Below are 12,863 nucleotides of genomic sequence, written 5' to 3' on the forward strand. Positions count from 1 at the left end.
TTCATTATCGAATCGAGTATAGCGACTTCACCAACCTAGGTCGATAGAGGCTCCAAATACGGTAACATAGCAGACCAGTTAGAATGCCAATCGAGTTCGCAATCAAGTCGTGCCAAGAGGTTTGACGCCCCACATAACCTTGTAAAACTTCAATCACAGCGCTGAATAACAGAATGCTCAGAGCCACCGTCCAACGCTGACGCCAGCTTGCTACACAGAAGCAGCCCAAGAAACCAAAACCACTGTACGCCATCGCGTGCTGCATCTTATCTAAGTACGCAATATCCCCCCAATCTTGCAACTCTCCCGAGCTCAAAGATAGGTAAGCAATTAATGTCGCGTAACTCAGTAGCACCAAACGTGCAGCGGTCAGATTCATCGTCAATCCTTAAGCAATTGGGAATGGGAAAGCAGTTACTTGGTCAATATGGTCACAACCAAGAGCCAACATAATCAAGCGATCAACGCCGAGCGCCACACCGGCACAATCTGGCAAGCCTGCCTCTAACGCGCCAATCAAGTGATAATCGATCGGCTGTGGCTTAAGACCCATTTCCAGACGCTTAGCGTTATCTTGTTCAAAGCGAGCCAATTGCTCTTTCGGGTTATCTAGCTCGTGGAAACCGTTCGCTAACTCAATACCTTTGAAGTACACCTCAAAACGATCAGCAACGCGATTGTCTTGTGGATTAATCTTCGCTAATGCGGCTTGCGATGCAGGGAAGTCATAAACAAATGCCGGTACTTGCTGGCCAATCTTAGCTTCCACACCAATGCTGAATAGCAGTTGCAGCAAGGTATCGCGATCTTCTTCAGGCTCAGCAATGTCGCTCAGACCCAGCTTTGCTGCGACTACTTTTAGCTCTTGCATCGAGCCTTCTAACGGACACACGCCAAGCACATCAATAAAGGCTTGCTGGTAAGTCATTCGTTCAGCAGCGCCGCACTTCAATACCAGTTGTAGCAGGTCATCCATTTCGTCCATCAGCTTGTGGTGATCAAAGTCGATGCGGTACCACTCCAACATGGTGAATTCAGGATTGTGGTGACGACCATTCTCTTCATTACGAAACGCTTTGTTGATTTGGTAGATACAACCACTGCCTGCCGCTAGTAAGCGCTTCATATGGAATTCAGGGCTAGTCATAAAGAACAGCTTGCTGCCATCGGCATAGCCTGGGCCAACAAACTCGGTCTGGAAAGTATGCAAATGAATGTCGGTCACAGTGGCGTGACTCATGGCTGGCGTGTCGACTTCCATCACCTGTCGCTCGGCAAAGAATTGACGAATAGCGGTGATCAACGCGGCACGTTGACGAAGTTGTTCCATAGAAGCAGTAGGTTGCCAGGTCGTTTGCATAACAAGACTCTCAATACATAAGTGAGCGAGGAAAATAGCAATTTTGTCACGCTTTGCCTAGCTCGGCGAGGGGGGATTCATCTTAATTGTATTGGTCTAAATACGAATAAAACTCGATCAGAACTGAAGCAAGTATTCCACGTTCTACAGTACAAAAAACACTCACAACTTACCCTATTATCAATGAGGGTAATATCGTGCAACACCTGTGTAACATTGAGCAGCTTTACGTTTATCCCTCAACTGTTTCGTGCCGTGATAGCAGTCACATAACCTAGAATTTCTATGCTCTCGTGTGCATTACCGGAGAAAAAACCCAAATACATCAATTTTTCTGCCATAAGGCTCCCCTACACTAACCCTACTACTTTTGAGGGATAGCCTAAAAACGGTGCCCTCACACTCACAATAACAAGCGGATTTCCGCAATCACACACTGGAGGATAACTGTGCAAACTATCACCACAGATATCGCAGTCATCGGCGCAGGCGGCGCTGGTCTTCGTACTGCTATTGCAGCGGCTGAAGCAAACCCGGACTTAGAAGTAGCGCTTATTTCTAAAGTTTACCCAATGCGCTCCCATACGGTTGCTGCAGAAGGTGGCTCAGCAGCAGTTATCAAGGATGAAGATAGCTTAGACAACCACTTCAACGACACTGTTGGCGGTGGTGACTGGCTATGTGAACAGGACGTTGTTGAATACTTTGTAGAGAACGCGACTCGCGAAATGATCCAAATGGAGCAATGGGGTTGCCCATGGAGTCGTAAAGAGAACGGTGAAGTCAACGTACGCCGCTTTGGTGGTATGAAGGTTGAACGTACTTGGTTCGCTGCAGATAAAACGGGCTTCCACATGCTTCACACGCTATTCCAGACGTCGATGAAGTACGACAACATCAAGCGCTTTGATGAGTACTTTGTTGTCGACTTGCTTGTTGATGAAGGTGAAGTACAAGGTCTGATTGCAATCCACATGTCTGAAGGTGAGTTGATTACGATTAAAGCGAAGTCTGTTGTACTAGCAACAGGTGGCGCAGGTCGCGTTTACCACTGTAACACCAACGGCGGTATCGTAACGGGCGACGGCATGGCGATGGCTTACCGTCACGGCGTTCCTCTACGTGATATGGAATTCGTTCAGTACCACCCAACAGGTCTTCCTGGCACGGGTATCCTGATGACTGAAGGTTGTCGTGGTGAAGGCGGTATCATCGTCAATAAAGACGGCTACCGTTACCTACAAGACTACGGTATGGGCCCAGAGACTCCAGTGGGTCAACCTAAGAACAAATACATGGAACTTGGTCCACGTGACAAAGTTTCTCAAGCTTTCTGGCACGAGCAACAGAAAGGCAACACCATCAAACACCCTCTTGGTGATGTGGTGCATCTAGACCTTCGCCACCTAGGTGAAGAGTACCTACAAGAGCGTCTACCGTTCATCTGTGAGCTAGCGAAAGCTTACGTGAACGTTGACCCTGCAAAAGAGCCAATTCCAATTCGTCCAACGGTTCACTACACCATGGGTGGTATTGAAACCAACGGCGAATGTGAAACTCGCATTAAAGGTCTATTCGCGGTTGGCGAATGTGCGTCTGTTGGTCTTCACGGTGCAAACCGTCTAGGTTCTAACTCGCTGGCTGAGTTCGTAGTATTCGGTCGCGTTGCGGGTGAACAAGCGGTGAAACGCGCGGCAGAATTCAAAGGCTGGAACGAAGAGTCTATCGCGACTCAAGTGAAAGCTGTAGAAGATCGCATTGCTGCTCTAATGAACCAAGAAGGCGATGAAAACTGGGCAGATATCCGTACTGAAATGGGTCACACCATGGAAGCGGGTTGTGGTATCTACCGCCAAGAAGATTTGATGCAAGCAACGATTGAAAAGATCACTGAGCTGAAAGAGCGTTACAAGAAAATCAGCATCAAAGACAAAGGCAAAGTGTTCAACACTGACCTTCTATACGCTATCGAAGTGGGTTACGGCCTGGAAGTCGCAGAAGCGATGGTTCACTCTGCAATCCTGCGCAAAGAATCTCGTGGTGCCCACCAACGTCTAGACGATGGTTGTACAGAGCGTGATGACGTGAACTTCCTGAAACACTCGCTTGCTTTCTTCAAAGAAGATGCAGCACCAAGTATCGACTACAGCAACGTGACGATTACTAAGTCACAGCCTAAAGCGCGTCTATACGGTGAAGCAGCAGAGAAAGCAGCAGCAGCTGAAAAAGCCGCTGAAGCAGAAGCGAAGAAGGCAGAGGAGCAAGCATAATGTCATCAAACCGCATTCAAAAAGTCGACATTCTGCGTTACGACCCAGAGAAGGACGCAGAACCATATACTCAAACGTTCGAAGTACCTTTTGATGAAACCATGTCTGTACTTGACGCACTTGGCTACATCAAAGATCACCTAGATAAAGATCTGTCTTACCGCTGGTCTTGTCGTATGGCGATCTGTGGTTCTTGCGGCATCATGGTAAACAACGTGCCTAAGCTAGCTTGTAAGAGCTTCCTACGTGATTACCCGAATGGCGTAACTATCGAGCCACTAGCAAACTTCCCAATCGAGAAAGACTTGATCGTGGATATGACGCCGTTCATCGAGCGCTTAGAAGCAATCAAACCTTACATCATTGGTAACGACCGCAAACCAGAAGACGGTACAAACCTACAAACACCAGAGCAAATGGCGAAATACAAGCAGTTTGCTGGCTGTATCAACTGTGGTCTTTGCTACGCAGCATGTCCTCAGTTCGGTTTGAACCCTGAGTTCATCGGCCCTGCAGCACTGACTCTGGCACACCGTTACAACCTAGACAGCCGTGACAACGGTAAAGATGAGCGTATGAAGCTGATCAATGGTGAAAACGGCGCTTGGGGTTGTACATTCGTAGGTTACTGTTCTGAAGTTTGTCCGAAGAACGTTGACCCAGCAGCGGCAGTAAACCAAGGCAAAGTGGAGTCTTCTATGGACTTCGTAATTGCGATGTTGAAACCTGATGGTTCACCAAAGAAAGTGGAGGCATAAGGATGAGCAACCGTAAACCTTACGTTCGTGAAGTAAAACGCACTTGGTGGAAGAACCATCCTTTCTACCGCTTCTACATGCTACGTGAAGCAACTGTGCTCCCTCTGATCCTGTTCACTATCTTCCTGACTTTCGGTCTAGGTTCACTAGTGAAAGGCCCAGAAGCTTGGCAAGGTTGGTTGGAGTTCATGGCAAACCCTATCGTGGTAGCGATCAACATCGTTGCACTACTAGGTAGCCTATTCCACGCACAAACTTTCTTCAGCATGATGCCACAAGTTATGCCAATTCGTCTGAAAGGCAAACCAGTGGATAAGAAAATCATCGTTCTGACTCAGTGGGCAGCAGTTGCGTTCATCTCACTGATCGTTCTCATCGTGATGTAAGGAGCTTGAGTAATGAAACCGAATTATAGTGTTAATACAGCACCGAAACGTTCTGATGAGCCAATCTGGTGGGGTCTATTTGGTGCCGGTGGTACTTGGTTCGCAATGATCACGCCAATCACGGTACTCGTACTCGGCATCCTAGTTCCACTAGGTGTGATTGATGCAGAAGCAATGAGCTACGAGCGCGTGTCTGAATTCGCAACTAGCATCATTGGCGCACTGTTCATCATCGGTACGCTAGCGTTGCCAATGTGGCATGCGATGCACCGTGTACACCACGGCATGCACGACCTTAAATTCCACACAGGTGTGGTAGGTAAGATCGCATGTTACGCGTTTGCAGGTCTTATCTCTGCACTGGCTGTTGTCTTTATCTTCATGATTTAAGACGCTGACGGAAATGAAAAAAGCTGGCATATCGCCAGCTTTTTTATTGCCTGTTATTTATGTTTATCTTCAGCGCTATTCGTTTTAGACACTATTCAATAAAGGTCGCGATTTCATCCAGTGACTTTTTGTGCATTGCATGTTCTGGAATGGTTGCGTTTTCTTCCGGATAACCGGTCACAATCAACATGTACGGACGGTCAACATCGTTGTCTCGCCCACAAATCTTACTCAAGAAACTCATCGGCTTTGGCGTGTGAGTCAACGTACCCAAACCTGCATTGTGCAGTGCTTGAAGTAAAAAGCCTGTGGCAATCCCGACTGACTCGTGCACGTAATAGTTAGTTTGTTCCCCATCGTTACTCATGCCGCCCTTCTTCTGCGAAAACACCGCAATCAACCATGGTGCTTTTTCTAGATAAGGCTTACTGGCATTGGTACCGAGTGGCTTCAGTGCATCTAACCATTCTTGCCCTGCTCTCCCTTCATAGAAAGAACGCTCTAGTTCTTCAGCGGCTTGGCGGATCTGCCCTTTCACTTCCGCACAGTTAATCGCAACAAAATGCCAAGGCTGATGGTTTGCCCCACTCGGAGCTGTACCTGCTGCTCGAATGCAATGCTCAATCACTTCTTTCGCCACTGGACGATCAGAGAAGCTACGAATGGAATGACGGCGTTGAAGTTGCTCAAGATTATGTACAGCTCTTGCTGCCATTTCTTGTGGTGGGTATTCAACAAAATCATTGAGTGGGTGATGTTGTTCTTGATTCGACATAGTGCTTCCTTGCGCTTGTTGGGTGTCGATTTACTATAGCTACAAATTTCACCCTCGCCTTTTTATCTTCATAAAATCAATGTGATATTGAGATAAAGCGCAAATATTCAGCAATAGATAACCAACAAAAAAGAGAGGCCGATAACACGTATCAGCCTCTGCATTACTCTGATTTGTACAGTTATCAGAGCTTTTGGTCACCCATGATCTTTTTGCTTTTTTAGCTTTTGACCACCCATGATCTTATTGCTGTGTGACCTTCTTGGTTTGGTCCATTAAGCCCAATGCGCCAAAGCCCGTAATGACATCAAGGTTGGTTTTAAGACCCGTTTCTTCACCACCACCGATGTAGTTTTGTGGCATCTGCACTTGGAAGTTTTGCAGGTTGTTATACAGCGAGTTCGCCACATCTCGGTTCAACTCTGCCAAGTACACTTCTCGGTTTGCACCCAGTGCTGCGTACTTCGCTTTCAAGACTTCCGCTTCTGCACGGCCTTTTTCAAGAATCGCTTTTGCTTCAAATTCCGCTGATAGAGCGTTGGCTTTTTGAATCGCTAGGTTAGCTTCCGCAATCGCTAACTCTTTCTCTTTTTCCACCTCAGCCAGTCGCTTGGTTTTTTCGACTTCGACGATTTCACGCTCCGCAATTTGACGTGCAACTTCGACTTCTTTTTGCTGAGCGATGATCGCGAGCTCTTTACTACGTTGAGCATCTTGTACTTCACGGGTACGTTGAATCTCTTTACGTAACTGCTCAGTCTCTGCTTGCGCTTTCGAGGTCTCTTGCTCCTGAATCGCACGGATACGGTCTGCTACTAAGCGTTTTTTATCTGCCAGCAATTGATCAAGCTGCTTCTCTGGTTGCGGGTCACCGATGGTCACCTGCGTCACTTGAATACCGTATTGCTGTAGCGGGTTATCCTGACGGATTGGTTGGCCTGTGTTGTCCACAACCGGTACCGTCTTCCAAACCAGTTGGTTAGTGCGTTGCAGTTGGTTCGCGTTCGACTGATTCGCACCCACCGGAGCCAGATCTAGCTCTTCCACTTCAACTTGACGACGCTCTGTCAGATAAATACCTTCACGCAGTTGGTCACCCAATTTGGATTTGAACTGGTTCAAGCCGCCTTGGAAAAACTCTTCACCTGTGTATTGAGTCGCGGTAATCACCGTCACGTTACGTGCGTTCTTCACTAACAATGCATCGATTAGGTTGCTGTTGTTGCGGAACTCTTTATGCATCTTCTTAACCGCTTCTGGGTCATTACTTAACTTGAAGCGGAATGTCACAGGGATCTGACCAATGTAGGTATCGGCAAAGCGAACCTGAATCGCATCAAGGCGTTGATAAAAATCTTCGCCCTTGCTGTTACCAAATGACACGGTGATCACTTGGTCATACTTAGTGATCTTGGACAGAAACGGCATGCGAAAGTGAATGCCCGGTTCTGTGAATACGTCTAATTCACCAGTGATGTTGTTCTGATGCACATAGCTGTAACCCGCATCGGTCATCAGCACTGAGCTGTTAATCGTTAAGCCTATTGCCAGCAGCGGAATACCAAATACGGCTGCTTTCAATCCTTTATGTAGTAACTGACGTCTCTCTTCCACCTTTAAACCTCGTCCTAAGCCTCTGCTTTCCATTTTGCTCTCCTTTTTGGATTGTCATTGAGTTAAATCGATAAAAATCAAATTGCTATACAACTCGCTGACAACGAGGACTAATGTATCAAATTGTTACATTAAGAAATAATCGAAAGATTCATGAAATAAATAAGATTTTTACGAATAATATAAAATCATCAGGAATTTGCGGAAGATATCGATGTTTTGTACAGAGGCATCAAAGAGAGGAAAATGACAGACAATAAAAAAGGCCGCCGAAGCGACCTTTTCAATCAGAAAGTCTAAGGTGAATTACTTCACACGACCTACGTATTCACCAGTACGAGTGTCAACTTTGATCACTTCGCCGATTGCGATGAATAGTGGTACACGTACTACAGCGCCAGTTGATAGTGTTGCTGGTTTACCACCTGTACCTTGAGTATCACCTTTCAGACCTGGATCTGTGTCAGTAACTTCTAGTTCAACGAAGTTTGGTGGAGTAACAGTAATTGGGTTACCGTTCCAAAGCGTGATCATACAAGTGTTGTTTTCTACCAACCACTTAGCGTTTTCACCAACCGCTTTCAAGTCAGCAGCGATCTGCTCGAAAGTTTCGTTGTTCATAAAGTGGTAGAATTCGCCGTCTGAATATAGATAATCTAGGTCGATATCCATTACGTCTGCCACTTCACAAGTGTCACCAGACTTGAATGTTTTCTCTAGCACTTTACCAGAAAGAAGTTTACGAATTTTAACGCGGTTGAACGCTTGGCCTTTACCTGGTTTAACGTATTCGTTTTCCAGAATTACACAAGGCTCGTTATCAAGCATTAACTTAAGGCCGCCTTTAAATTCATTGGTGCTAACTGTAGCCATTTTTTCCTCTTACATTCTTAGAGCTAAATTCAATGCCGCACATAATAACCCGAAAAGTCGAATCTGTTGAGCAAAACTGGCTCAAACAGTTAGCGAATGGGATCTCTGATCCTGCAAAATTGCTGGAAATATTGGAAATTGATCCATCGCCATGGCTGGACGGGTTTGCTGCGCGCAAGCTGTTTGCACAGCGTGTACCGCAAAGTTTTGTCGATAGGATGGAAAAAGGCAATCCTTACGATCCACTTTTGCGCCAAGTTTTACCTTTGAGCGAAGAGTTTGAGGTCCATGAAGGCTATTCCAATGATCCTTTGGAAGAGCAAGACAACGAACTCCCTGGGTTGCTGCACAAATACCGCAACCGAGCCTTAATGATCGTGAAAGGTGGCTGCGCGGTGAATTGCCGTTACTGCTTCCGTCGTCACTTCCCTTATCAAGAGAATAAAAGCGGCAAGCAAGCATGGACAAAGTGCTTAGAGTACATGGCGCAACAACCAGAGCTGAACGAAGTGATCTTCTCTGGTGGTGATCCTTTGATGGCGAAAGACGATGAGATCCACTGGCTGCTTGAACACATCGCACAAATTCCACACATCAAACGCCTGCGTATTCACAGCCGTTTGCCAGTGGTAATTCCTGCTCGTATCACTGATGAGCTATGCCAACTACTTCGCGCTTCTCGTCTGCAAACCGTGTTGGTGACGCACATCAACCACGCTAACGAAATCAACGCTGAATTTGCCGCTAAAATGGCGAAGCTTAAGCAAGCCGGAGTGACCTTGCTAAACCAAGCGGTATTGCTGAAAGACGTTAACAACAGCATTGAAGCACAAGTTGCATTAAACGAAGCCTTGTTTGATGCGGGCATTTTGCCTTACTACTTGCACGTATTAGATAAAGTCCAAGGTGCGGCGCACTACTTTGTTTCCGATGAAGAAGCCAAAACAATCATGCGCGGTGTGATCACGCGAGTTTCCGGTTACCTAGTGCCTAAACTAACCCGTGAAATTGGCGGTCGTCCAAGTAAAACGCCTCTGGATCTGCATCTAGAGTAAGTTGCTAGCCGTATAAAGGTTGTCGTTACGAGCAAAAGCTTTTGTTCGATCGAACGGTCTTATCTATGCATACTCCGCAAATTTGGAGGTTAAGATGCAAGCAACTTTTGAACACTATTTCGATCTTGGCCCATTCAGTTGGGCGGCATTACTTTGCTGCGCAATCAATGGTTTGATGATTGGCATTGAGCGTCAAACTCGAGGTAAACCCGTTGGTATTCGTACTGCAATTCTCGTCATATCAGGTACTTACCTATTTATGTCAATGGCGGTTTCACTTTCACCAAACACGTTAGACCAAGCTCGTGTTCTTGGGCAGATCATTACTGGTGTTGGCTTTTTAGGTGCTGGTGTGATGATGACTCAAGACGGCAAAATCCACGGTGTGACTTCAGCAGCAGTAATTTGGGTATTGGCAGGCTTGGGCTTGATGATTGGCTTAGGTTACTTATCGCAGTCGATCATTATTACCGTGTTGGCATTGACCGTTTTGCTCGGTGTAGACCGGGCAGAAAACCGCGTCAAAGCTTTGCGCCGCGGTGTGCACCAGAAAATGCAGCAGCGAAAAACATCTACACGTTTGATCAAATAATCCATTCAATAAAAAAGACCCCGACGTCTCGCCGGGGTCTTTTTGTATCTGGCATTTATCGTGGAAGGTCGCGGAACTTATTTCGCAAAGTTCACGATAGGGAAACACTTGAAGAAACCGTTGTCCGCACAGTTTAGAAGACCAATTTGAACACCATCGATTTGATCAGTCATGTTGAAGACACCAAGCTGGAAGTTAGATTTTTTAGAGATACTTGCCAGACCAATGTCTGCCATTGTGTAACCTTCAGAGTAGTTCACCGCACTCCAGTTCAAACCTTTCACATTGTTTGTTACGTTCACTGCACCCAAGTTAACACCATTCGTCTGACCTTGGTTCCAGTTAAATAGACCCAGAGAAGCACCCGTCATTTCTTGATTTACTTTTGATGCACCAAAGAAAAGACCGAAGTTCACACCGGTTGTACGATCTGTTTCAGACATACCAAGTAGAGAGAAATCGACACCTTTCACTTCGTTCACCTGACCGTGAAGAACAGCAAGACGCACACCACCAACTGAGGAGTTAGAAGGCGCGTTCGTGTTGTCGATTGTAGAGAACATAACTGGTGAGCTGTCAGCAAGAGCAACAGGTGAAGCGATAACGGCTGTAACAGCCAGTGACGTCATTAGCTTTTTCATTTTCATCTCCATGGGGATTTGTCTTTTACAACATAGTGTAGTGTTCAGAGTTTGCGCTATTTTTAGTTGATGAATGTTAGCGCTAAGTCATATTTAACTGAGTGAATATTTAACCCAATAATTCACACGCATTATTTATCCGCTTTTTTCCTAAACTCTGATGATTAGTAACCACTCAATTTCGAGTGTTTCCGTCAATGTTCTCAGCACTCAGCTCAATCCAATGACACCTTGCTCTGCTATGTCTAACGAAGAAGAATCAGAATTTCCCTACAACTCAATCTCACCAACAAACAGCCTCAATTAACAGACATAAAAAAGCCGAGGCATTCACCTCGGCTTCCTAGTTTGGTTTGGTCGTTTGTCTTTAAGCTATAACGTCTTAGAGCAAAGAGAAAGCGCGGAGTTTACGCACGTAAATGAGCACTTTCGGTGCAGCTATAAGGCGTTAGAGCGACAAGACAAGCAGCAAATTACATCATGCCGCCCATACCACCCATACCGCCCATACCGCCCATACCACCCATGTCAGGCATACCTGCGCCTTCTTTTTGTGGTAGGTCAGTAACCATCGCTTCAGTTGTGATCATTAGACCTGCAACTGATGCTGCAAATTGTAGAGCAGAACGCGTTACTTTAGTTGGATCTAGGATACCCATCTCTAGCATGTCGCCGTACTCGCCTGTTGCTGCGTTGTAGCCGTAAGAACCTTCACCTGCTTTCACGTTGTTCGCTACTACTGACTCTTCATCACCTGCGTTCTTCGTGATTTGACGGATTGGCGCTTCCATTGCACGTAGTGCAACGCGGATACCAACGTTTTGCTCTTCGTTGTCGCCTTCTAGGTCAACAATCTTAGATGCTGCACGGATTAGTGCTACACCACCACCAGCAACAACGCCTTCTTCAACCGCTGCGCGAGTTGCATGTAGTGCGTCTTCTACGCGGTCTTTCTTCTCTTTCATTTCAACTTCAGTTGCTGCACCAACTTTGATTACTGCAACACCGCCTGCTAGCTTAGCAACGCGCTCTTGTAGTTTCTCTTTGTCGTAGTCTGAAGTTGCATCTTCGATTTGCTGACGGATTTGAGCAACACGACCTTGGATCATTGCTTCTTCACCCACGCCATCGATGATGGTTGTGTTTTCTTTTGTGATTGCAACGCGCTTCGCTTGACCTAGGTCTTCTAGTGCTACTTTTTCTAGCTCTAGACCCACTTCTTCAGAAATCACGATACCGCCAGTTAGGATAGCGATATCTTGTAGCATTGCTTTACGACGGTCACCAAAACCAGGCGCTTTCACTGCTGCTACTTTAACGATGCCACGCATGTTGTTCACAACTAATGTTGCTAGTGCTTCACCTTCTACGTCTTCAGCGATGATCAGTAGCGGGCGAGATGCTTTTGCTACTGCTTCTAGTGCTGGAAGAAGTTCACGGATGTTCGATACTTTCTTATCGATCAGAAGGATGAATGGGTTTTCTAGATCAACAGAACCTGCTTCTTGGTTGTTGATGAAGTAAGGAGATAGGTAACCGCGGTCGAACTGCATACCCTCTACTACGTCTAGCTCATCTTGTAGTGCTTGACCTTCTTCAACTGTGATAACACCGTCGCGGCCAACTTTTTCCATTGCTTCAGCAATGATGTTACCTACGCTTGAGTCAGAGTTCGCAGAGATAGTACCAACCTGTGCGATAGCTTTAGTGTCGTTACACTCAACAGATAGCTCTTTTAGTTGCTCAACTGCTGCGATAACTGCTTTGTCGATACCGCGCTTAAGGTCCATTGGGTTCATACCCGCTGCAACTGCTTTTAGACCTTCATTTACGATTGCTTGCGCCAGTACAGTTGCTGTTGTTGTACCGTCACCCGCTGCGTCGTTTGCTTTAGACGCAACTTCTTTAACCATTTGTGCGCCCATGTTCTGGAACTTGTCTTCCAGCTCAATTTCACGCGCTACTGATACACCATCTTTAGTGATTGTTGGTGCACCAAAAGATTTGTCTAGAACTACGTTACGACCTTTAGGACCCAGTGTTACTTTTACTGCGTCCGCTAGAACGTTTACGCCTTCTAGCATTTTAACTCGTGCGTCATTACCAAATTTAACGTCTTTAGCAGCCATCTTTGATTTCCTTTCTAAAT

General features: G+C 46.2%; 13 protein-coding genes. 6 read left to right on the forward strand and 7 right to left on the reverse strand.

The genetic code is table 11. The features are described 5' to 3' along the window. Positions 1–4: 4 nt before the first annotated feature. Both QTO06_RS18220 and epmA read right to left on the reverse strand, forming a co-directional pair. Positions 5–379: a VanZ family protein gene (locus QTO06_RS18220; protein WP_039840843.1), complete on the reverse strand. Its 375-nt coding sequence runs from the start codon at positions 377–379 to the stop codon at positions 5–7. Positions 380–388: 9 nt separating this feature from the next. After that, positions 389–1,360 (reverse strand): elongation factor P--(R)-beta-lysine ligase, encoded by a 972-nt coding sequence (gene epmA / locus QTO06_RS18225; protein WP_122068686.1) that lies wholly within the window; start codon positions 1,358–1,360, stop codon positions 389–391. 449 nt (positions 1,361–1,809) lie between these two features. Between epmA and frdA the strand changes: the two genes are divergently transcribed. The 4 genes from frdA to frdD are packed head-to-tail and all read left to right on the forward strand — an operon-like array spanning position 1,810 to position 5,164. Beyond that, a complete protein-coding gene (gene frdA / locus QTO06_RS18230) occupies positions 1,810–3,630 on the forward strand; it encodes a fumarate reductase (quinol) flavoprotein subunit (protein ID WP_331409259.1) in 1,821 nt (606 codons plus the stop codon). Beyond that, positions 3,630–4,388, forward strand: coding sequence for a succinate dehydrogenase/fumarate reductase iron-sulfur subunit (locus QTO06_RS18235; protein WP_103412613.1), 759 nt, complete (start codon positions 3,630–3,632; stop codon positions 4,386–4,388). Before frdA ends, QTO06_RS18235 begins: the two co-directional genes overlap by 1 nt. A 2-nt stretch (positions 4,389–4,390) precedes the next feature. Then, the gene (gene frdC / locus QTO06_RS18240) at positions 4,391–4,774 is read left to right on the forward strand and encodes a fumarate reductase subunit FrdC (protein WP_005425044.1); all 384 of its coding nucleotides are present in this window, start codon (positions 4,391–4,393) and stop codon (positions 4,772–4,774) included. A 12-nt stretch (positions 4,775–4,786) separates the two neighbouring features. Continuing rightward, complete coding sequence (gene frdD / locus QTO06_RS18245) at positions 4,787–5,164, forward strand: fumarate reductase subunit FrdD (RefSeq protein WP_005425034.1); 378 nt, start codon at positions 4,787–4,789, stop codon at positions 5,162–5,164. A 91-nt stretch (positions 5,165–5,255) separates the two neighbouring features. Here the strand turns inward: frdD and QTO06_RS18250 are convergent, their stop codons facing one another. From QTO06_RS18250 to efp, 3 genes are all read right to left on the reverse strand, one after another. Next, positions 5,256–5,939, reverse strand: coding sequence for a nitroreductase family protein (locus QTO06_RS18250; RefSeq protein ID WP_331409261.1), 684 nt, complete (start codon positions 5,937–5,939; stop codon positions 5,256–5,258). A gap of 243 nt (positions 5,940–6,182) precedes the next feature. After that, positions 6,183–7,586, reverse strand: coding sequence for an SPFH domain-containing protein (locus QTO06_RS18255; protein ID WP_331409262.1), 1,404 nt, complete (start codon positions 7,584–7,586; stop codon positions 6,183–6,185). A gap of 273 nt (positions 7,587–7,859) precedes the next feature. Next, positions 7,860–8,426 carry an elongation factor P gene (efp, locus tag QTO06_RS18260; protein WP_005440472.1) on the reverse strand — a complete coding sequence of 189 codons (567 nt, stop codon included), beginning with the start codon at positions 8,424–8,426 and terminating at the stop codon, positions 7,860–7,862. 32 nt (positions 8,427–8,458) lie between these two features. Between efp and epmB the strand changes: the two genes are divergently transcribed. Both epmB and QTO06_RS18270 read left to right on the forward strand, forming a co-directional pair. After that, a complete protein-coding gene (epmB, locus tag QTO06_RS18265; protein ID WP_331409264.1) occupies positions 8,459–9,481 on the forward strand; it encodes an EF-P beta-lysylation protein EpmB in 1,023 nt (340 codons plus the stop codon). A gap of 94 nt (positions 9,482–9,575) precedes the next feature. Further along, the gene (locus QTO06_RS18270; RefSeq protein WP_005425045.1) at positions 9,576–10,073 is read left to right on the forward strand and encodes an MgtC/SapB family protein; all 498 of its coding nucleotides are present in this window, start codon (positions 9,576–9,578) and stop codon (positions 10,071–10,073) included. Positions 10,074–10,150: 77 nt separating this feature from the next. On the opposite strand, the gene QTO06_RS18275 is transcribed toward QTO06_RS18270, so the two are convergent. Together QTO06_RS18275 and groL are read right to left on the reverse strand one after the other, a co-directional pair. Then, on the reverse strand, positions 10,151–10,714 hold the full coding sequence (locus tag QTO06_RS18275; protein ID WP_331409266.1) for a VC2662 family protein: 564 nt from the start codon (positions 10,712–10,714) through the stop codon (positions 10,151–10,153). Between the two features lie 473 nt (positions 10,715–11,187). After that, positions 11,188–12,843, reverse strand: a complete 1,656-nt coding sequence (gene groL, locus QTO06_RS18280) for a chaperonin GroEL (protein ID WP_239911975.1) — start codon at positions 12,841–12,843, stop codon at positions 11,188–11,190. Between the last annotated feature and the right edge of the window lie 20 nt (positions 12,844–12,863).

This window comes from Vibrio sp. M260121, assembly GCF_036533715.1.
In the GTDB taxonomy this organism is placed as follows: domain Bacteria; phylum Pseudomonadota; class Gammaproteobacteria; order Enterobacterales; family Vibrionaceae; genus Vibrio.